This is a genomic window from Opitutus sp. sgz309028, from assembly GCF_059821195.1.
Genome location: NZ_JCAMRR010000001.1, coordinates 691,501 through 712,243, shown reverse-complemented (window position 1 = coordinate 712,243; position 20,743 = coordinate 691,501). Strand labels below are relative to the sequence as shown.

Below are 20,743 nucleotides of genomic sequence, written 5' to 3'. Positions count from 1 at the left end.
GATGGCGGGTTGAGGAGAAAACGGCAGGCGACGGGGCTTCAGTTCCGACGATCGCCGATGTCGGCAAAATTCAGATCGACCGGGTCGGCCGGGCCATGGGAGGACACCAGCACCGGCCGGCGCGGCGACGCGGCGGTGAGCGTGACCGCGGGGGATGGGGCGTCGGCTCGCGCCGGTTTCGCGGACGGACGGGCCGAACCCCCGTCGATCAGGCGACGCAGATCCGCGACGGCGTCCTGCATGGCGACGGCTTGCGCGCTCAATTCTTCGGCCGCCGCGGCGGTTTCCTCGGCGTTGCTCGCGGTGGACTGGGTGACCTTGTCCATCTGGCTGACCGTCGTATTCACTTGCTGGATGCCCTGGCTCTGCTCCTGCGAAGCGGTCGCGATCTCGGCGACGAGGGCGTCGACGCGCCGGGCTTTTTCGACGATTTCGCCGAGCGAGGCGGCGACCTTGCCCGAGATGCGCACGCCTTGTTCGCTCTTGCCGATCGCCTCCTCGATCTTGGAGGCGGTTTCCTTCGCGGACTGGGCGGAGCGCTGCGCGAGACTGCGGACCTCGTCGGCCACGACGGCGAAACCCATGCCCGCTTCGCCGGCGCGGGCCGCTTCCACGGCGGCGTTGAGCGCGAGGATGTTGGTCTGGAACGCGATCTCGTCGATGGTCTTGATGATTTTCGAAATGTCGGAGGAGGACGCTTTGATTTCGTCCATCGCGCGGTTCATCTCCTGCATGTCGGTGGCGCAGGTGTCGGCGGCGCTGCGGGTGTGATTCGAGAGCTCCTTCGTCTGCTGCGCGCTGTCGGCATTGCGCTTCGTCATGCTCGAGAGCTCTTCGATGGACGCGCCGGTTTCCTCGAGGCTGGCGGCTTGTTCGCTGGCGCCTTCGGCCAGCGACTGGCTCGCGCCGGATACCTGACTGGCGGCGGAGGTGACCTGCGCGGAGGTGTCGTCGAGCGCGGCGCTGACGCGGCGGAGGGTTTTGTTGACGAAGCGGGTGATGAGAAAGCCGGCGAGGACGCAGAGGGCGATCGCGCTCAGCGAGACGACGGTGGTGACGTAGCTGGCGCGCACCATCGTGGCGGCAACCTGGGTGCGCGACGTCTCGGCGGCGGTGATGTTGTAGTTTACGAGTGCCTGCACGGTTTGTTCGTAGGCAGCAAACGCCTGCGAGCCCGAGCCTTTCATCAGCACCTCGGCTTCGGCGGGCTTGCCGGCGAGGCTGAGTTCGCGAATCGCCCGGGCGCTTTCGCGGTAAGTTTCGAAGGCGGGGCCGACGCGCTCGAACAACGCACGGTCCTCCGGTGTGACGATCTTCTGCTGGTAGGTGGCGAGCGTGGCGAGCACCTGCTTCCCCAGGGCGATGCACTGTTCGTCGAGCGCCTTCATTTCGTCGACGTTGTCGCTGATGATGTGCTTGAGCGTCGTGACGCGGTAGGCGGTCGCCTCGCCGAGGGCCCGATTGCTGATCGTCAAACCCGGTATGCTTTCTCCCGTGATCTGGGTGACCTCTTGCCTCACCGTGCCGAGGCTCACGAAGCAGGTGGCGGCGAGCGCCAGAATAGCGAGAGTGGGAACAGAGAAGCCGACCAGAAGCAGCTTCCGCAGGGACCAGGTTTTCATCGCGCAAAACAGCGGCGCAAAACCTCTCGCCGATGAGTAGCGGGAGCGTGCTTCGCGATTTTTTAACAGCGGCGCGCGACCGTACCCGGTACATGCAGGCGGAGTAAGCGGCCCGAATGAGGGGGCGGCGTTTCGATTCAAGAACCTCCGGGGCGAGCCGAAGTAAAGGCACCGCCTCTGTTTCCACTTCGCTCCATGCCCATTTCTCCGGAGTCCCTGAAAGCCCTGGACGACGCCATCAATCGTCTCGCTGCCGAATCGATCCTGGCCCAGCCAGGTCGCGACGACGGGCTCGTGCCCGCCTACAGCCTGCTGAGCGATCTCCGCGATCTGAGTGCGGGCGAGTCGGCGCTGAGCCAGCCGATTGCGGCGATGCACGCGACGCTGGAACAGCGGCTCGATGCCGCGCAACCGTTCGACGAGCCGACGCTCGCCGAACTGCAGCGGCTCGTGGAGTGGCTGCCGGTTGCACTCGACGCCCTGAGGGCGTCGATACCGGTCCCGTCCTTTTCGGCCGCGGCCACGCCGGCGGCGTCAAAGCCGGCGACTGCGCCCGCCGAGGATCGCTCGACCGAGGACGTGATGCTGACGTTGCACCTCGAGGACAATCGCGAGCTGCTCGGCGAGTTCTACGGCGAGGCCGTGGATCATCTCCAGCAGATCGAAGCGGCGCTGCTCGCGCTCGATCAGGAGCCGGAGAATCCGGAGGCGCTCAATTCCATTTTCCGCTCCTTCCATACGATCAAGGGCAACGCTGGATTTCTCGGGCTGGTGCCGATGCACACGCTCGCGCACGAAGTCGAGTCGCTGCTCGATCTCGCGCGCAATCACAAGCTGCGCCTGAACGCGGCGATCATCACGGAGATCCTGCGCAGCCGCGACGCGCTTGTGGCCCTGACGCAGCAGGTCGCCCTGGCGCTGGAGAAAGGCCAGTTGCCCGATCAGATCGTTCCGGTCGGTCATCTCATTCGCGCGGTAAAACGACTCGCGGAAAACTCCGGCTCGGCGAGCGCCGCTTCCGCGGACGTCGCGCCGAAACCCGTCGCCACTCCGGCGCCCCAGGCCGACGGGACGCACGTGCCCGCTGCGCTCGAAACGCCCGCTCCGCACCACGCGACTCCGCCGGCGGCCGCGGCCAAGGCGGCACCGAGCGTGATCGCTCCTTCGACACAGAAAAATGCGGGCGGCGCCACCGTGCGCGTCAACACCGAGAAGCTCGATTCGTTGATGGACGTCGTGGGCGAGCTGGTGATCGTGCAAAGCCAGCTGCTCGAGACGGCGCGCCAACAGGGCGAAAACACCGGTTCGCCGTTGCAGCGCAACGTCGCGCAGCTGTCGCGCATCACCAAGGAGCTGCAGCACACGGCGATGTCGCTGCGCATGATTCCGATCAAGCAGACCTTCCAGAAGATGGAGCGTCTGGCGCGCGATCTCGCGCGGGATTTCGGCAAGAAGGTTCATTTCATGACCAGTGGCGACGATACCGAACTCGACCGGACCGTCGTGGAGGAAATCGGCGATCCGCTCGTGCACATGGTCCGCAACGCGCTCGATCACGGTCTTGAGCCCACCGCCGCGCGCCTCGCCGCCGGCAAGCCGGAAGCCGGCACGATTCATCTCAAGGCCTACCACCAGGGCAGCAACATCGTCATCGAGCTGCAGGACGACGGTCGCGGCATCGATCCCGAGAAGATTTTCAAGAAGGCGCTCGAAAAGGGCATCGTTTCCGAAGGGGAGAGTCTCAGCCGCGAGGAGGTTCTCGGCCTGATTTTCGCGCCCGGTTTTTCGACCGCCGAGAAGGTCACCGCGGTCTCCGGCCGCGGCGTCGGCATGGACGTGGTGAAGCGCAACATCGAGAAACTGCGCGGCAAGATCGAGATCACGTCCGAGGTGGGCCAGGGTTCGATTTTCAAGATCAAGCTGCCGCTCACCATGGCGATCATCGACGGCCTGGTGGTGCGCGTCGGCGAAGATCGTTTCATTCTCCCGAGCACGTCCGTGCAGCGGGCGCTGCGACCGGCGCGCGAGGCGATCTCCACGGTGCACGGCCGCGGCGAGGTGCTCGATCTGCGCGGTCGCCTCCTGCCGATCCACCGGTTGCACCGTCGCTTCGGCATCCCGCATCAGGCGGAGAATCCCTGGGACGGTATCGTCGTGATCGTCGAGCATTCGGGCACCGTGTCGGCGCTCCTCGTCGACGAGATGGTCAGCAAGCAGGAAGTGGTGATCAAAAACCTCGGCGCGTTCATGCAAAGCCTGCCGGGTGTCGCGGGCGGCGCGATCCTGGGCGACGGCAACATCGCGCTGATTCTCGATCCGGCCACGCTGTTGCAGGCTGCCTGAACCCCGCGCTGGCGCGAACTGCGTCGGCCGGCGACTCCAACCCAAACCCTTTCCCGTGATTCCGTCCAAGCCACCCACTCTCGAACAGGTCTGCGAACGTGCGTTGCGGCTGCCCTGTTCCCCGGCGCTGCTGCCCCGATTGATCTCGGCGTTGCAGTCGCCAGATACCAGCGCGGACGACATTGCAGCGATCATCACGGTCGACCCGGGGCTCGCGTCGTCCACGCTGCGGCTCGCGAACTCGGCCTTTTTTGCCGCCGGCACGCCGGTGGAAAGCGTGGCGGAAGCGGTGATGCGGCTCGGTCAGCACGAGCTTTACCGGCTCGCGGCACTGGCCTTGGTGAGTCGTTGGGAGACCGGCGTGGGGCACGGCGAGGCGGGCGATTTCTGCCGTCATGCGCTGTGCACCGCGATCGCGGCCGAGGTGCTCGCCGGCATGAGCGAGCGGGTGTCGCCGCAGACCGCCTACACCGCCGGGCTCGTGTGCGATGTGGGCAAGCTGGCCGTCGCTCACGCCTGCGAGGGGTTTCATCCGGCGATTCGCGCGTATTGCGCGAGCCATGGTGGGACCTGGACCGAAGCGGAAACGGCGGTCCTGGGGTATCACCACGTTCAGGTCGGCGCGCGCCTGTTGCGGGCGTGGAATTTTCCGCCCGTGCTCATCGCGGTGGCCGAGCATTACCTCAGCCCGTCGCATGCGCCGGCGGAGGCATTGCCGCTGATCGCGCATCTGCACGCGGCGAAGTATGTCGCGACGTCGTTTGGGCCCGGGGTGGGCGAGGACGGATTCCTATATTCGCTCAACGAATCGTTCCTGCTCGAATGGGGTTTCACGCCCGAACTGTTGCAGGAGACGATGCCGATCGTGCATGAACGCGCGAGCGCGCGACTGAAAGACAAGCTCTCGCAAGGCGCGGTGTCGTTCTGAGCTGACGCGCGCGCTCTTCGGATCCGGAATTTTGAACCACGGAGTGCACAGAGTGCACAGAATGTGGCCCTCCGCTTCGATCTCAGTGCCGCGGGCACTCCGTGCGTTCTGTGCCCTCTGTGGTCTAGATCACGAGGGTAGCGGCGATCGTCCCGATCGCCATTCCGAGGTGGGGACGCGTGTCCCCACGCGTCCTGAGTTGGGCGGTCGCTCGCAGGAGTGAGCGGCGCCGGCGGGGACGCCGGGCTCCACCGAATAGGCGTGTTTTTCGGATGCGGAATTTTGAACCACAGAATGCACAGAGTGCACAGAATGTGGCCCTCCGCTTCGATCTCCGTGCCGCGGGCACTCCGTGCGTTCTGTGCCCTCCGTGCTCTAGATCAGGAGGGTAGCGGCGATCGTCCCGATCGCCATTCCGAGGTGGGGACGCGTGTCCTCACGCGTCCTGAGTTTGGCGGTCGCTCGCAGGAGTGAGCGGAGCCGGCGGGGACGCCGGGCTCCACCGAATACGCGTGTTTTTCGGATCCGGAATTTTGAACCACGGAGTGCACAGAGTGCACGGAATGCGACCCTCCGCTTCGATCTCAGTCCGCGGGCACTCCGTGCGTTCTGTGCACTCTGTGGTCTAAATCAGGAGGGTAGCGGCGATCGTCCCGATCGCCATTCCGAGGTGGGGACGCGTGTCCTCACGCGTCCTGAGTTCGGTGGTCGCTTGCAGGAGTGAGCGGCGGCGGCGAAGGAGCGACAAATAGCCCGGCGGGGACGCCGGGCTCCACCGAATAGGCGTGTTTTTCGGATGCGGAGTTTTGAACCACGGAATGCACAGAGTGCACAGAATGCGACCTTCCGCTTCGATCTCCGTGCCGCGGGCACTCCGTGCGTTCTGTGCCCTCCGTGGTCTAAATCAGGAAGGTAGCGGCGATCGTCCCGATCGCCACTCCGAGGTGGGTTTGGCGGGTCGCGATCCGCGAACTTACGCCGCGAGGGAAATGCCCTCGTTGGCCTGCGGCGTCTTCAACGTCATGTTGCCGTTGCCGATCTCCAGGTGGACCGTGCGATTGGTCGTGCCGCCTGTAACCTGTTGGCGGATACGGTAGCCGTTGGCCGCCAGAAACTCGAGCGTCGCCTTGGTGTTGCGCTCGCCGATCTTGAAATTGTCATGGCTCGTGAGCACGCAGGCGCCGCCGGTCACGAACACGCGCAGGCGCGAGCGGTCGGCTTTCAGGCCCAGCAGCGAACGGAAAAAAAGCGGCAGTCCCGTGTCGGCAAACATCGCCGGCTGGCCCGCGGCCTTCTCCGGCGAGATCGAGGAGTCCGGCAGCATCAGGTGCAGGATGCCGCCCACTTTCACGAGCGGATCGTAGGCGACGACCCCGATGCAGGAGCCGAGCGCATACGTGCTCAGGGTGACGAGGCTGTTGTTGGACACCGCCATGTCGCCGACACCGATCACGACACGTTGGGCGAAGATGGAGGCAATCGTCGGGGCGCCCATGCGTCAGACAGCGGGCGCGACAACTGCGCGTCCGGACAAAAGGTGAAAATCGAAAGGCATGGATCGGGGCGGCAAACCAGGCGGCCGCGTGGCATTATACGGTCCGGCCACGCCAAACTTGAGGCGCGGTCCGGAAATTCCGCCGCGGTGGCGCGAGAAAGTGCGCGGCTGCGTCAGATCCGCACGAGCAGCCGCTGGCTGATCGGCGTGACCTGGTTGTGGCTGCGGATTTTCGCGATCGTGCCGGGGCTCAGTTCCTGGCCCTCGCCAATCAGCAGCAGGCCGTGCGGGCTGTAGATGCCATTCGCGAGCACCATGCCGGGCTCCAGTTCGTGCAACGTGATCTCCCGCACTTGCCGCGGCAGTTGCGCGAGATTGGTGACTTTCAGGAAGAGGCGCACCGCCTCGGGATCGAAGGCGCTGCCGGATTGCGAAAGAATCAGGTCGATCGCGGCCGCTTTGGGCAGGCCGGATTCGACGTAGCCAACCGCCACCGCGAGGCAGCGCGCGGGCCACGGAATTGCGTCGCCGGCGAGGCCGTCGGGATAACCGCGCCCGTCGAAACGTTCGTGATGCGCGCGAATCACTTCGCCGACTTTGCCGTCGTCGTCGACGAGGGCGGCGAGCGTCTGGCTGTAAACGGGATGGTTGTGCAGCATCGCGCGTTCGCGCTCGGTGAGGTCGTCGGCCTTCGAGCGGAAGGCGCGCAACATCTCGCGGGGGACGCCGATCAGACCGATGTCGCAGAGCCAGGCCGCGGTCCGCAGCGCGTGGCGTTGCTCGTCGTCGAACAGATCGCTGACGGCGAGGTGGCCGGCGAACTCGACGAGCGCCTTGGCCTGGCCGCCGAGGATCGGGTCGAAGGTGGTGAGAATGCGGCGGCAGAGCTCGAGCGAGTGTTCGTAGTTGGCCGCGAGCTTGCGGTTCGCGGCGTCGAGGCCCTCGCGCTGCCGTTCGAGGCTCTGCACCTGCTGGGCGAGCACGGCGTTGGCGGCGGTCAGCTCTTCGTTCAGCCGCTGCGTTTCCGCCTGGAGGATGGAGTTGTGCGTGACGAGTTCGTGGCGATGGACGGCGTTGCGCACCGTGGCGATCAGCTCTTCGCGCAACCAGGGCTTCGCGACGAAACGGAAAATTTCGCCCTTGTTGATCGCATCGACGATCGTCGGCAGCGAGAGCACCGCGGTGATCAAGATGCGCGACGCGTGCGGCCGGATCCGGCGGCTCTCGATCAGAAAGTCCAGCCCGAGCATCTCCGGCATCTTCTGGTCGGAAATGATCACCGCGAAGTCGCGTTCCGCGAGGATGGCGAGCGCCTTCGTCGGGCTCGAACACGCGACCACGTGGAAACGCTCGCGCTCGAGCGTTTGCTGGAGCGCCGCCAGCACCACCGGTTCGTCGTCGACGATCAGGATGGTGGGAGGTTCGGACGTGGAGGCGGAGGCGGTCATGAGGCAGTCGCACATGCCGGGGCGTCGGCGGAAGGCTGAAGCGGATGAACGATAAAATGGGCGATGCGGTCGAGCGCGATCTGGTAATGCGCGGCGCCATTCTCCCAGGCCGCCTTCGGCATGCCATAGACGACGCTGCTCGCCTCGTCCTGCGCGAAGGTGGTCGCGCCATGCTCGCGGAGTCGCAGCAGGCCCTCGGCGCCATCCTTGCCCATGCCGGTCAGCACACCGGCGAGCGCGTGCGGCGCCGCGCCGCAGTCGACGGCGGATTTGAACAGCAGATCGACCGCGGGGCGCTGGTGCCAGATCTGCGGTCCGCCGGTGACGCGCGCGCGATAGTGGTCGCCGTGCCACTGCACCATCAGGTGGAAGTTGCCGGGAGCGACGAGCGCGAGGCCGGGTTCGAGCCGTTCGCCGTCGACCGCCTCGCGCACCTTGAAGGCGCACTGCGTGCTCAGCCGGTCGGCGAACGCGCGCGAGAAGACCGGGGGGATGTGTTGGACGATCGCGATCGGCGGCAGTCCATCCGGCAGCTGCGTGAGCACGGTGCGGAGCGCCTCGGTGCCGCCGGTGGAGGCGCCGAGGAGAATGATCTGGCGCGCGGCCGCGGGGCGGAGGCGCGCGGGCAGCGGTTGCGGCTCCGGTGCGACGGCGCGCAGCGTGGCGCCGGGGCGGCGGAGCTTCGCGCCGGCGGCGGCCTTGATGCGGGCGATGAGTTGCGGGCCGAGATCGCCGAACGAATACGACCCGGCGGGCTTGCCGAGGACATCGCAAGCGCCAAGCCGCAGCGCCTCGAGCGCGTAATCGGAGCCGCGTTGCGAGAGCGAGCTCATGATCACGACCGGCAGCGGGTGCTGCTCCATCAGGATCCGGAGAAACGTCAGCCCGTCCATGCGCGGCATCTCGAGATCCAGCGTGAGCACGTCGGGCTTGAGCTGCTTGATCTTGTCGCGGGCGACGTAGGGATCGATGGCGGAGCCGACGACCTCGATGTCTGGATCGGCGCTCAACGCGTCGGTCGCGAGTTTTCGGACGACGGCGGAGTCGTCGACAATGAGCACGCGAATGGGCCGTTTCATGCGGAGGCGCGCGAGGGCGGACGGCGATAAATGGCCGGCCGCACCGTCTGGAGCGAATGATTGATGGTGGTCAGGCTTTCCGCGTGCCCGACGAAAAGGTAGCCGCCGGGCACGAGCCGCCGGGTGAGCCGGTTGATCAGCTCCTCCTGCGTGGGCCGGTCGAAATAAATCATCACATTGCGGCAGAAAATGACCTGGAACGGTTCGGAGAAGGGCGGCTCGCCCTCGAGGAGGTTGAGATGGCGGAACGTGACCTGCTCGCGCAGCGCGGGTTTGATGCGGAAATTGCCGTCCTGCGGGCCGAAGCCGCGTTGAAAATGGGCCTGCACCGTCGCGGTCGGAAGCCGGCCGACCGACTCTTCGGGATAGATGGCGAGCCGCGCCTTTTCGAGGATCCGGTGCGATATATCCGTGGCTTGGATATGCCACTTCCAGCCGTTGGCGCAATCGGCGAGGGTCATCGCGAGCGAGTAGGGTTCCTCGCCGGACGAGCAGGCGGCGCTCCAGACGCGCAGCTGCGACCAGTGCTCCCGTGAAGCCCGCGCGCGCAGCTCGGGCACGACCACCGTGCGCAAATAGTCGAAGTGCGCCTGCTCGCGGAAGAAGAACGTGTGGTTCGTCGAGATCGCGTCGATCAGATGCGCGAGCTCACCTTCGGCGCCCGGCGATTGCAGCAGGCGACAGTAGTCGCCGACCGACGCCAGTTTCGTCGCGCGCAGGCGTTTGCCCAAACGCGCGGACACCAGTTCCCGTTTGTCCGAGCTCAGGTTGATGCGGCTGCGCTCGTAAACGAGACTGCGGATGAAATCGAACTCGCTGTCCCTCATGAGGTCTCCGCCCTATATCGTCCCATTGCGGCGGGAATGAAGCGCGACCTGCGATTTCGCACGGGAGGAAAATTTTTCCGGTGACGTTCCGCTCTCCGCGGCGGCGAGGACCCGTCCATGAGGTGAGTAAATTCTATTTGAATACAAACTAGCGACTTGCGCGTGTATCCACAGCGCTGGCACCTGCTCTGCTTAAGCGTGCGCGCAATGATCGATCCGGTCTTCAGCGCCGACAATTACCTCCTCGCTCGGAAGCTCCTCGACGCAACGGTGCTCCGCGAGGAGGCGATCGCCTCCAACATCGCGAATGTCGAAACCCCCGGTTACCACCGCCTCGACGTCGCTCCCGATTTTGCGCAGCAGCTGAGAAACGAGATCAAGGCTGGTGGTCTCGCGGCCGCGTCCGATCGGCTCCGTCCGCAACTGGCCGAGGACGGCACCGCGCGTGCGCTGCGTCCCGATGGCAACACGGTCGAGATCGAGCGCGAGCTCCTCGCGATGAACGAAAACGCCGTGCAGCACGAATTCCTCACCGAGGTCCTCTCGGGCAATCTGAAACAGCTGAAGCTGGCGATCACGGGCCGCGCCGTCGGCTGAGCGGCGCATCGTCTTCCTCTTTCAACCTTCACCTTCACTTCGCCCCAGGCTGATGAATCTCATTTCCGGCATCGACATCATCGGCGGCGCGCTGAATGCGCAGAAGACCCGCCTCGACATCGTCGCGCAAAATATCGCCAACGCGCAGACCACCCGCACGGCCAACGGCGGGCCTTATCAGCGTCAGGTCATCTCCTTCGAAACCGAGCTCATCCGCCGCTCCGGTGCGACCGGGCCCGCGTTGCAGAGCGTGAAGGTGGCCACGCTCTCGACCGACCGCACGCCCGGCCAGCAGGTTTACAATCCGCAGCATCCCGACGCCGGCGCCGACGGCCTCGTCACCATGCCCAACGTCAACCTCTCCTACGAGATGGTCGACCTCATCACCGCCACCCGCGCCTACGAGGCCAACCTCTCCGTCGCCAAGAACGCCCGCCAGATGGCGCTGAAGACGCTTCAGATTGGAAAATGAAATCGGCCCAGTTGAGAGCTGAGAGCTGAGAGTTGAGAGCTTCCTTCGCCGAACTCTCGCACTCCGCCGCTTTGTTTTTCTCTCAACTCTCATCCCTCAACTCTCAACCACCGCCATGTCCCCCATCGGCATCGTCTCTCCCGTTCACGCCAACGCGCTCTCGCGCGTCGACGCGCCGCTGCCGAAATCGCCGCTCACGCCGTCGGGTCCGCTGCCCGCCGCGCCGCACGATGGCTTCGGCTCGATGCTCGACGGTCTCGTCGGCACCGTCACCGCGAAGCAGGAGGTCGCCCAGGCGATGACTCGCAAGGTCCTGCTCGGCGAGTCCGACCAGCTGCACCAAAGCGTGCTCGCGATGCAGGAGGCGTCGGTCGCGTTTTCCCTCATGGTCGAGGTCCGCAACAAGGTCGTGGAATCCTACCAGGAGCTCATGCGCATGCAGGTGTGACGCCACGCTCCATCCCTGACCTCGCGAACCTTCTTCTTCTCTCCCGCCGCTTCTCCGCCCGATGAAAAAATTTGCCCAGTCGCTGCTCGATCTCTGGAAGCAACTCGGACTCAACCAACGCGTCTCGCTCGTCGTCGCCGCCCTCGCCGTCGTGGGCGGCATGATCGGCGTCGCGATTTGGTCGCAGCGTCCGGACTACCAGCTGCTCTACGCGCGCCTCAGTGAAAAGGACGCCGCCGCGATCATCGGGCAGCTGCAGACGCAGAACATCCCGCACGTCGTGACCGCCGGCGGCACCGCCGTGCAGGTGCCGTCGGACAAGGTTTACAAACTGCGCATGGACCTCGCCGCGAAAGGCCTGCCGAGCGGCGACGGCGTCGGTTTCGAAATCTTCGACAAGGGACAGTTCGGCCTCTCCGATTTCGTGCAACGCACGAACTACCTTCGCGCCGTGCAGGGCGAACTCGCGCGCACGATCATGCAGCTGCAGGGCGTCCGCGCCGCACGCGTGATGATCGTGCAACCGGAGAACCGGCTGCTGCTCACCGATCAGGGCGTGAAATCCACCGCGTCCGTTTTCGTCGACGTCGGCGGCGGCCGGCTCGATCTCGATCAGGTCAACGCCATCCGCCATCTCGTCGCCAACGCCGTCCAGGGCCTCGGCCCCGACCAGGTCGCCGTGATCGACAACCGCGGCCGCACGCTGTCCGAGGAATTGAAACAGGATCCGACGCTCGGCACCGCGTCCTCACAAATTCGATACCGCCAGCAGGTCGAGGACTACTTTGCCAAGAAGGTCGAATCGATGCTCGCCGCCGTCATCGGTCCGGGCAACGCCGTCGTGCGCGTCTCCGCCGAAATCGACACCGAGGCGACGACGATGACCGCCGAGCGGTTCGATCCGGAGGGCCAGGTCGTGCGTTCGCAGACCGTCACGGAGGATACGTCGTCCACCGCCGAGTCGCGCTCGTCCGGCGGCGTCGTCGGCGTGAGCGCCAACGTGCCCGAGAAGAATCCCGGCACCGAGAGCGCGCGCCCGGTTTCGAACAGCGAGCAAAACCGCAAAAACCGCACCACCACTTACGAAATCAATCGCACGACGCAGAACGTGACCCGCAATCCGGGCACGGTGAAGAATCTCACCGCCGCGGTTTTTGTCGCGCCGCGGCCGGCGCCCGTGACCGTCGATGCGCAGGGCGTCGCGCAGCCCGCCGGGGAAGCGCCGAAGCGCACGCCGGAAGAGCTCAACGCCCTTCGCCAGATCGTCGTCAACGCGCTCGGTTTGAAGGTGCCCGCCGGCCAGTCGCTCGACTCCATCGTTTCGCTCCAGGAAATTCCGTTCCAGACGGCCGAGCACGTGCCGGCGGCCATCGCGGCGATCGAAACGGAGAACCGCTGGCAGGGTTGGATCGAGGCCGGCAGCCGCTGGGCCGGCGTGGTCGGCGCGGGATTCGTCCTGCTGATTTTCCTTCGCATGCTGCGCCGCCAGAAACCCGAGCCGGTGCCGGTCGAAGTGCTGTCGATGACGCCCGACGCCGCCGCGCGCGCGTTGCCGTCCAACACCGTCACGCCGGATCTGCTCAACGAGCTGATCCGCCAGAAACCCGCCAACATCGGCGTCGCCCTCCGCGACTGGGTCTCCGCCGGCAGCAAGAACTAAACCGAGTTTATAGTTGAAGGTTGAGAGTTGAGAGCTTCCCACCGCGCTTCGCCGCCCTGACCGACTCTCATCTCTCAACTCTCATCTCTCAACCTTCCGTCCATGCCCGACCTCGATTTCTCCAAGCTCAGCCGCCAGCAGAAGCTCGCGGTCTTCCTCGTGGTCATCGGACCCGAGGCGGCGGCGAGCGTGCTCAAGCAGTTTGGCGAGGCGGAGATCGAGGTGCTCTGCCGCGAGATGTCGAATCTCAGCATCATCCCGGAGGGCGTCCAGAAGCAGGCGGTGGAAGAATTTGCCGGGGTGGTGGCGCAGAGCGCGAACGCCGCGCTCGGCGGCCTCGCCTACGCGCAACGCACGCTCGAGATCGCCAAGGGCGACTACAAGGCGTCGGCGATCATCGGTCGCGTCGGCCCGGTCGGCACGTCCGTCGAGGTGATCAAGGAAATCTCCGAGATGGAAGGCCGCCAGATCTTCAACCTGATCAAGCACGAGCAGCCGCAGACGATTTCGTTCGTGCTCTCGTATCTCGACGGCCCGAAGGCCGCGGAGGTATTCGGATTGTTGGGACCGGATCTGCGCGAGGAGGTCATCGAGCGGCTCGGCACCATCGAGTCCACCTCGCTCGAACTCGTGGGCAAGATCGCCCGCAGCCTCGGCAAGCATTTCGACAGCAAGGTGCGCCCCGCCTTCCATCGCAGCGGCGGCGTGCGCGCGGTCGCGGACCTGCTCAACCAGCTCGAGAAGGACATGAGCAAGAACCTGCTCGCTCGCCTCGAGGAGCGGAACGCCCAACTCGGCGCCGCGATTCGCAAGAAGCTCTTCAGCTTCGAAGACCTCGGCCGCCTGCAACCGGCGGACTTGCAGCGCGTGCTGCGCGAAGTGGATTCTTCGAGCCTCGCGATCTCGATGAAATCCGCGAGCGAGTCGCTGCGCGAAAAATTCTACGCCGCGATCTCCAAGCGCGCCGCCGAGAGCCTCCGCGAGGAGATCGAGCTGCTCGGGCCCGTCCGCCTCAAGGACGTCGAGGCCGCGCAGGACACGATCATCCAGGTCGTCCGGCGCCTCGAAGAGGAAGGCCAGATCACGCTCGAAGCCGACGCCAACCAAAGCCTCGTCGCCTGATCGCTCTGTAAATCTCAAATCTGAAATTTCAGATCTCAAATCTCCCATGGCCTTCGCCAAACTCGTCGCCTTCGACCGCCCGCTCGCCGGAGTTTCCGCTCCCGGCGTGACGAACCGGTTGTTCACGGAAGCCGAGGTCACGAAGGCCACGCAGGCCGCCTACCAGCGCGGCGTCGACCACGCTCGCGCCGCGGCCGACCAGCAGATGGTCGAGCTCCGCGCCGACGTCGAACAAGTGACCGAAGGCGTGCTGCAGAAGCTGTCGGGCATCGACGCCGTCCTGCTCGGACAGCTGCGCGACGCGCTGCCGGGACTCGCGCTGGAGATCGCGCGCCGGCTGCTCGCGGGCTACGAGCCGCCGGCGGAGGTCGTGTCGCGGTTGTGCGAGGAAGCGCTCGCCGAGTTGTTTCCCGAACGCGAAAACCTCGAGCTCGCCGTCAGCGCCCGCGACGCCGATTTCCTCGCGAAGATGAATCCCGTCTGGATGACCCGTTATCCCGGGTTGCGTATCCGCGTCGAGGCGACGCTGCAGCCTGGCGATTGCCAGGTGCGCAGCCGGTTCGGCCTCACGGATGCCCGCCGCGAAACCAAGCTCAACGCGCTCGCGCACAGTCTCACGCCGGCCTGACCCCTGTCGCTCCGCTTAACTGTCCCCATGAACGCCGTCGCTCCGCTCGTCGAAACGCTCCGCTCGCAGGTCCGCCACCTGCCGCCGGTGCAGCGCGTCGGCGCGGTCACGGGTGTCGCCGGACTGATCATCGAGTCCGACGGCCCGAACGTGGGCCTCGGCGAACTTTGCATCGTGCGCTCGCCGCGTTCCGAGTTCAGCGTCCGCGCCGAGGTGGTCGGGTTTCGCGAACATCGCGTGCTGCTCATGCCCCTCGGCGAGGCGTCGGGCCTGCACGTCGGTTGCGAGGTTGCGGCATCGGATCGCCCGGCGCTGCCGCGTCCCGGCCCGGAAATGCTCGGTCGCGTCCTCGACGCACTCGGCCGGCCGTTCGACGGCCTCGGGCTGATGCCGGTCGACCGCAACGTCGGCCAGACGAGTCAGCCGCCGCACCCGCTGCGTCGCCAGCGCATCCGCGACGCGTTTCAGACCGGTGTCCGTGCCTTGGATACGTTCACCCCGTTCGGCCGCGGCCAGCGGCTCGGCTTGTTCGCCGGTTCCGGCGTCGGCAAATCGACGCTGATGGGCATGATCGCCCGCGGCTCCGAAGCGGATGTCGTCGTCGTGGCACTCGTGGGCGAGCGCGGTCGCGAAGTGCGCGAGTTCATCGAGAAGGATTTGGGCCCGGAAGGCATGAAGCGCTCCGTCGTGGTCGTCGCGACGTCCGATACGCCCGCGCCGTTGCGGCTGCGGGCGGCGTTCACGGCGACGGCGATCGCCGAAGCCTGGCGCGACGCTGGCAAGAACGTGCTGCTGATGATGGACTCGGTGACGCGCTTCGCGATGGCGCAGCGCGAGATCGGCCTCGCGATCGGCGAACCGCCGGCGACGCGCGGCTACACGCCGTCGGTGTTCGCGATGCTGCCGCGTCTGCTCGAGCGCGCGGGCGCGGGCGAGCAGGGGGCGATCACCGCGCTCTACACGGTGCTGGTGGAAGGCGACGACATGAACGAGCCGGTGGCGGATGCGGTCCGCGGTATTCTCGACGGCCACATCGTGCTGTCCCGGCAGCTGGCGCATTTCAATCACTACCCGGCGATCGACGTGCTGGAGAGCGTGAGCCGGCTCACCCGTGACATCTGCACGCCCGACGAAGTCGCGCTCGCGGGCAAGGCGCGCGAGCAGCTCGCGCTGTATCGAAAAAATGAGGACCTCGTCTCGATCGGCGCCTACCAGAAGGGCGGCAACGCGGCGCTCGACCGCGCGATCGGGCTTCACGAGCCGCTGCGCAATTTCCTGCGCCAGTCCGTGCACGAGCACACGCCGCGGGCGCAGAGCTTTCTCAATCTCAAACAGATCCTCGCATGAAACGTTTCCGTTTTCCGCTTCGACCGGTGGCCGTGTTGCGGGCTCACCAGGAAACCCGGGCCCGCGAGGCCTTTGCCGCCGCCGTGCACCAGTTTGCCGAGGCCGAGGAGACTCTCGCGCGCGTCCGCGTGCGGCTGCGCGCGCTGGAGGCAGCGCTCTTTTCCGGCCGGTCCGATACGTTTCGCGCCGCCGAGGCTGCGTTGCTCCTGGCCGACTACCGCCGCGAGTGCGCCGGTGAAGTGCAGGCCGAGCGCGCGACATTCGCCGCGCGCGAGCAGATGCAGCAGCGTCGCAACGAATACCTCGAGGCGCATCGCAAGGTCGAAGTCGTCAATCGCCTGGAACAGAAAGCCCGCACCGCCTACCGCCAGGAGTGCGACCGCGAGGAAGCGGCGGAGATGGACGACCTCGCCAGCCGCCGCCGGGCCCGCCCGCTTTCGCTCAGCCTATGACCGTGCTCCGCAATCCATTCGTCACTGCCGCGTTCGGCCTCCTGCTGTCGCTCGGCGTCGGGTTGCATGCGTTCTGGCAGGCGGCCCAGCCGCTGGTCGCGCAGATCCTCGAAGCGCGCGCGAAGGCCGCCGCGGCCGTCACCAAGAAGGAGAAGGGCTGGGATTTCTGGACGATCGAGATCGAGAACCTGTCGAACGAGCTGAAGGAGGAGCGGGCGCGGCTGGCGCAGCAGGCCGAGTTGCTGGAGCAGCGCGAGAGCCGGCTAGCCGCCGAACGGCGGGAACTCGCCAACATGCGCGGCGAGATCGAGAGCCTCCGCAAGGAAATCGCCGACAAGGTGATTTCGATCCGCGAGGACGAGGCGAAGAACATCCGCAACCTCGCGCAGACGTATTCCAATCTCACGCCCCGCGCGGCCGTCGCGATCATCCGCGAGATGGACGATATCACCGTCGTGAAAATTTTGTTCCTGATGAAGCCCGATGTCGTCGGGCCCATTTTCGAGGAGATGAGCAAGGCGTCCGCTGGCGACGGTTCCCCGCTCGCCCGGCGCGCCGCGATCCTCTCCGAGAAGCTTCGATTGATGAAAGCCGCCCAGGCGGCCGCTGCGTCCTGAAAATTTAACTACCACCGGGCCACGGATCGGCCCGGTTGCTGGCACCACGGAGGGTGAGCCTCATATGCAACTCTCCGCACCCACGCTTCCGCTCGATCCTGTGCTCGCCGCCGGCGCGCCCGCCACCGTGACTGCCGCTCCGTCCGGCGAGGCAGTCGTCGGTCCGTTCAGCGCAATCCTCTCGGATACGCAGACCGCCGCCGCCGGCACTCCCGGCGGGCGGCACTCGCAACTTCCCGCTGCCGCTGAGCAGGAGGCGGCAATGGCCGCGTGGCTGGCGGCCAACGGCGGGCCGGTGCAAACGGTTCCGCCGACGGCCGCGGAATGGATGCCGGCGGATGCCGCGACCGTGCCGGCTGTTCCCGGCGCGGGAGTGGCCGGCGACGTCGCTTCGTCCGAGGCCGCGTCGAGTGCGGACGCGATCGTCGCCGCGGCGGCGGGCCTGCCGACGCTCACGGGATCCGCGGCGCAATCCGCACCGGGCTCCGCTGGAGCCGGTTCCGGGCGCGCGTCATCGCCCACTCAAGCGACCGATCATGTTTCCTTTCTTCCCGAAACGGCGGGGAGCCTCGCGCTGCCCTCGACGGACGCTGACCTCTCAACGCCGGTCGCCGACCAACCGGACACCGCGAGTGTGAACGGGCGGTTTTCGCCAGGCACTCCGACATCCGATTCGACGTCGATGAGCGCACGGCCGGAGATCGCGCCGGCCGATGCCGCTCGCGTTACCGTCGCGAGTGCTGGGACGGACGCTGCGCGTCGCGCTCCGGCCGCCGTCGCGACGAGCGCGTCTGCGAACAATCCCGTGTCATCCGCTCAACCGGCGAGCGAAGGGGAGCGGCCGGTGACAGAATTTTCGGACGAAGGGATGCGCCTGGTCGAAGGCCGCGAGCCGCGCGAGGCCGCGCTGCCGGTGGGTGCGCGTTTTGCGGAGTCGGGGGGGGCGACGTCGGCGCAAACCGAGCGCCCGGTGACGGGGCTGGCAAAAATTGCCGCTCAGTATCAGCGCGCGCAGGACAACGGAAACGAACCCGCTTACGCCGGCGAAAAAAAATCGCAAGTATCGATTAAGCAATCAGTTGATACGAGCGATCCGGGCCTTGGCATCAACGTTGCTAAACCTGACGGCGCCATGAAAAACTTTGCCGCTTCTCCTGCACTTGCTCCGGCGCTGCCGGAGCGCGGGGCGGAAGCGGTGGCCCCGGTGGTCGCCGCGCCGACGGTGTCAGCGGGAGAGGAACGGACCCTGTTCTCGGCGGATGTCGCGCACGTCGTGCGCCGTTCGGTGGAGTCGGCGGTGGCGGCGGCGGAGCAGTTTGCGACCGGCGAGAAGCGGGCGGTCACGCTGCAGTTTTCGGTTTCGGGCGTGGATCTCGGTGTGCGGGTGGAGCTGCGTTCCGGCGGCGTGCACACGACGTTTCGCACGGATTCGCCCGAGCTGCGCGCGGCGCTCGCGCAGGAGTGGCAGAGTTTCACGGCGGCGCAGCCGACCGAGCGGCCGCTGCGGCTCGCCGAGCCGGTGTTCACTTCCAACGGCCACGGTGCATCCACCGGTTCCGACGCCAGCGGCTCGGAGCAGCGCGGCGCCGGCGCGCGCGAGGGTCAGCGGACATTCGAGGAGTTTGCGTCCGCGCGCGGCGCCGCCCGGCCCCCCGCGGCCGCGGCGACCACGCACGTATCCGTTTCACCACGACCGGTGGCCGCGAGCCTGCCCGGCCGGTTGCACACCTTTGCCTGATTTCCCATGAGCATCTCGTCTGTCACTTCCTCCTACTCGGCGGCCGGCGCGGCCGAACCCGAATCGGCGACCGCGGCGAAACAGAAGAAGACCACGCTGGGGCAGGAGGATTTCCTGCGGCTGCTCGCGGTGCAGTTTCAATCGCAGGATCCGATGAAGCCGATGGAGGACACGGCGTTCATCGCGCAGATGGCGCAGTTCAGCGCGCTCGATCAATCCAGCACGCTCGTGCAGCAGATGACGCAGCTGCGGTCCAACCAGGACATCGCCACGGCCAACAGCTACCTCGGCCGCCAGGTGACGCTCGATGCCGGCGAGGACCAGCTCGTCACCGGCGAGGTCACGGGCATCGACCTGACCAGCGGCAGCCCGCGGCTGATCGTGGGCGATTACACGTATCCGATTTCGTCCGTGCTCCTGGTGGAGCCGGTTCCGACCAACCCCGCTCCGAACAATTCCTAACCGCCAACCTCAACCTGCAATCCAGCTAGCACCATGGCACTCATCGGCACTCTCACCTCCGGCGTCAGCGCGTTGCGCACGTTCAGCAAAGGCCTCGAAGTCATCGGCAACAATATCGCCAATGTGAATACGACCGCGTTCAAGAGCTCGAACGCGAACTTTTCGGACTCGTTCAGCAACACGCTCCGCAGCGCCACGACCTCGGCCGGCGACTCCGCGGTGCAGATCGGCACGGGCGTGCAGCTCTCCAGCATCTCGACCAATTTCACGCAGGGGCAGCTTTCCAGCACGGGGGTGCCGACGGACCTCGGCATCTCCGGCGCCGGCTACTTCGTGGTGCAGAACGGCACGCTCAATTACGCGACCCGCAGTGGCGCATTCACCTTCGACAGCAGCGGCAACCTGATCAACGAGCAGGGCTACAACGTCCTGAGTAGCACGGGCGCGCCGATCGCCGCCGCGAACTACGCCAACGCCTCCTCCGTCAGCATCGGCAGCGATGGCACCGTGAGCGTCTTCTACACGGACGGCACGCCGACCGACAGCTCCCAAAAGGTGGGCCTCCTCAAGATTCCGGAGGAGAGCAAGCTGATGAAGCAGGGCAACAATCTCTATGACTTCGCCAGCACCGGCGCGGTGATCGGGGATCTCACGGCGCCCGGCGCCGGCGGACTCGGCACCGTGAAATCCGGCGTGCTCGAACTCTCCAACGTCGATCTGACCGATCAGTTCTCGAACCTGATCACCACGCAGCGCAGTTTCCAGGCCGGCTCCCGGCTGGTGACCGTTTCCGACTCCGTCCTCGAAGACGTCGTCAACCTCAAGCGCAACTGATCCTCCGCGCATGGCCAAAGCCGCCCCTTCTCCCGCGCCGGCGGGTGCCGCGTCCGCCGGCACCACGCCGCCGATGTCCGTCGACAAGACGGCCGCGCCCGCTCGTTCCGAAAGCGGCGGGTTGAAGGCCTGGCTGCCCACGATCGCCGTGATCGTGCTCGCCCCCGTCTGCACGTGGGCGGTGGGGCAGTTTGTCCTGATTCCGCAACTACAGAAAAAACTGCTGGCAACTCCGGCCGGGGAGGCGGCGTCCGCGGAAGCGCAGACGGAAGGCGGCCACGGCGAAAAGGACGGCAAGGATGCCGCGACCTACGAATTTCAAAACGTCGTGGTCAACCTCGCGGGCACCATGGGCACGCGCTACCTGAAGACCAGCTTCCTCGTCACCGGCGCCGAGCCGAACATCAAGTCGGTGTTCGAGACGAACAAGCCGCGCCTGACGGACGTGACGCTGAATGTCCTCTCCTCGCTCTCGCTCGCGGATCTCGAGGAGCCTGGCGCCAAGAACGTCCTGCGCGAAAAACTCGTCGCCGCCTACAACCAGGCCCTCGGCCGCAAGGTCGCCGAGCAGGTCTATTTCTCGGATTTCGTGGTGCAGTGATTCCTGCTGCCCGAACTCCGATC

20 protein-coding genes are annotated in these 20,743 nt (G+C 66.2%); 15 read left to right on the top strand and 5 right to left on the bottom strand.

All coding sequences use genetic code 11. The features are described from left to right. Positions 1-38: 38 nt before the first annotated feature. Positions 39-1,622 carry a HAMP domain-containing methyl-accepting chemotaxis protein gene (locus tag AC6RV7_RS02670; RefSeq protein WP_500092354.1) on the bottom strand — a complete coding sequence of 528 codons (1,584 nt, stop codon included), beginning with the start codon at positions 1,620-1,622 and terminating at the stop codon, positions 39-41. A gap of 195 nt (positions 1,623-1,817) precedes the next feature. On the opposite strand from AC6RV7_RS02670, the gene AC6RV7_RS02665 reads away from it, so the two are divergent. Together AC6RV7_RS02665 and AC6RV7_RS02660 are read left to right on the top strand one after the other, a co-directional pair. Next, the gene (locus tag AC6RV7_RS02665; protein ID WP_500092353.1) at positions 1,818-3,965 is read left to right on the top strand and encodes a chemotaxis protein CheA; all 2,148 of its coding nucleotides are present in this window, start codon (positions 1,818-1,820) and stop codon (positions 3,963-3,965) included. Between the two features lie 55 nt (positions 3,966-4,020). Then, positions 4,021-4,893, top strand: a complete 873-nt coding sequence (locus AC6RV7_RS02660) for an HDOD domain-containing protein (RefSeq protein WP_500092352.1) — start codon at positions 4,021-4,023, stop codon at positions 4,891-4,893. 973 nt (positions 4,894-5,866) lie between these two features. Here AC6RV7_RS02660 and AC6RV7_RS02655 read toward each other — a convergent pair. From AC6RV7_RS02655 to AC6RV7_RS02640, 4 genes are all read right to left on the bottom strand, one after another. Next, the gene (locus tag AC6RV7_RS02655) at positions 5,867-6,388 is read right to left on the bottom strand and encodes a chemotaxis protein CheD (RefSeq protein WP_500092351.1); all 522 of its coding nucleotides are present in this window, start codon (positions 6,386-6,388) and stop codon (positions 5,867-5,869) included. 173 nt (positions 6,389-6,561) lie between these two features. After that, positions 6,562-7,836, bottom strand: coding sequence for an HD domain-containing phosphohydrolase (locus AC6RV7_RS02650; RefSeq protein WP_500092350.1), 1,275 nt, complete (start codon positions 7,834-7,836; stop codon positions 6,562-6,564). Beyond that, positions 7,833-8,915, bottom strand: a complete 1,083-nt coding sequence (locus AC6RV7_RS02645; protein WP_500092349.1) for a protein-glutamate methylesterase/protein-glutamine glutaminase — start codon at positions 8,913-8,915, stop codon at positions 7,833-7,835. Before AC6RV7_RS02645 ends, AC6RV7_RS02650 begins: the two co-directional genes overlap by 4 nt. Continuing rightward, positions 8,912-9,742, bottom strand: coding sequence for a CheR family methyltransferase (locus AC6RV7_RS02640; RefSeq protein WP_500092348.1), 831 nt, complete (start codon positions 9,740-9,742; stop codon positions 8,912-8,914). Before AC6RV7_RS02640 ends, AC6RV7_RS02645 begins: the two co-directional genes overlap by 4 nt. A gap of 207 nt (positions 9,743-9,949) precedes the next feature. Between AC6RV7_RS02640 and flgB the strand changes: the two genes are divergently transcribed. The 13 genes from flgB (at position 9,950) to AC6RV7_RS02575 (ending at position 20,720) form a co-directional block, all read left to right on the top strand. Further along, positions 9,950-10,339 (top strand): flagellar basal body rod protein FlgB, encoded by a 390-nt coding sequence (flgB, locus tag AC6RV7_RS02635; RefSeq protein WP_500092347.1) that lies wholly within the window; start codon positions 9,950-9,952, stop codon positions 10,337-10,339. Positions 10,340-10,391: 52 nt separating this feature from the next. Beyond that, positions 10,392-10,811 carry a flagellar basal body rod protein FlgC gene (flgC, locus tag AC6RV7_RS02630; RefSeq protein WP_500092346.1) on the top strand — a complete coding sequence of 140 codons (420 nt, stop codon included), beginning with the start codon at positions 10,392-10,394 and terminating at the stop codon, positions 10,809-10,811. A 115-nt stretch (positions 10,812-10,926) separates the two neighbouring features. After that, positions 10,927-11,259, top strand: a complete 333-nt coding sequence (fliE, locus tag AC6RV7_RS02625) for a flagellar hook-basal body complex protein FliE (protein ID WP_500092345.1) — start codon at positions 10,927-10,929, stop codon at positions 11,257-11,259. A gap of 61 nt (positions 11,260-11,320) precedes the next feature. Further along, complete coding sequence (gene fliF, locus AC6RV7_RS02620) at positions 11,321-12,919, top strand: flagellar basal-body MS-ring/collar protein FliF (protein WP_500092344.1); 1,599 nt, start codon at positions 11,321-11,323, stop codon at positions 12,917-12,919. Positions 12,920-13,021: 102 nt separating this feature from the next. Beyond that, entirely contained in the window at positions 13,022-14,041 is a 1,020-nt protein-coding gene (gene fliG / locus AC6RV7_RS02615; protein WP_500092343.1) for a flagellar motor switch protein FliG, read from the top strand. A 46-nt stretch (positions 14,042-14,087) separates the two neighbouring features. Beyond that, the gene (locus AC6RV7_RS02610) at positions 14,088-14,669 is read left to right on the top strand and encodes a FliH/SctL family protein (protein ID WP_500092342.1); all 582 of its coding nucleotides are present in this window, start codon (positions 14,088-14,090) and stop codon (positions 14,667-14,669) included. Positions 14,670-14,696: 27 nt separating this feature from the next. Beyond that, on the top strand, positions 14,697-16,016 hold the full coding sequence (locus tag AC6RV7_RS02605) for a FliI/YscN family ATPase (protein WP_500092341.1): 1,320 nt from the start codon (positions 14,697-14,699) through the stop codon (positions 16,014-16,016). Then, positions 16,013-16,468, top strand: a complete 456-nt coding sequence (locus AC6RV7_RS02600) for a flagellar export protein FliJ (RefSeq protein WP_500092340.1) — start codon at positions 16,013-16,015, stop codon at positions 16,466-16,468. The genes AC6RV7_RS02605 and AC6RV7_RS02600 overlap by 4 nt, the downstream gene beginning before the upstream one ends. Next, on the top strand, positions 16,465-17,085 hold the full coding sequence (locus AC6RV7_RS02595; protein ID WP_500092339.1) for a MotE family protein: 621 nt from the start codon (positions 16,465-16,467) through the stop codon (positions 17,083-17,085). The genes AC6RV7_RS02600 and AC6RV7_RS02595 overlap by 4 nt, the downstream gene beginning before the upstream one ends. Positions 17,086-17,149: 64 nt before the next feature. Then, the gene (locus AC6RV7_RS02590; protein ID WP_500092338.1) at positions 17,150-18,823 is read left to right on the top strand and encodes a hypothetical protein; all 1,674 of its coding nucleotides are present in this window, start codon (positions 17,150-17,152) and stop codon (positions 18,821-18,823) included. Between the two features lie 6 nt (positions 18,824-18,829). Continuing rightward, positions 18,830-19,285, top strand: a complete 456-nt coding sequence (locus tag AC6RV7_RS02585) for a flagellar hook capping FlgD N-terminal domain-containing protein (protein WP_500092337.1) — start codon at positions 18,830-18,832, stop codon at positions 19,283-19,285. A 33-nt stretch (positions 19,286-19,318) separates the two neighbouring features. After that, positions 19,319-20,119, top strand: coding sequence for a flagellar hook-basal body protein (locus tag AC6RV7_RS02580; protein ID WP_500092336.1), 801 nt, complete (start codon positions 19,319-19,321; stop codon positions 20,117-20,119). A gap of 10 nt (positions 20,120-20,129) precedes the next feature. Then, positions 20,130-20,720, top strand: a complete 591-nt coding sequence (locus AC6RV7_RS02575; RefSeq protein WP_500092335.1) for a flagellar basal body-associated FliL family protein — start codon at positions 20,130-20,132, stop codon at positions 20,718-20,720. The last annotated feature ends 23 nt before the right edge of the window (positions 20,721-20,743 follow it).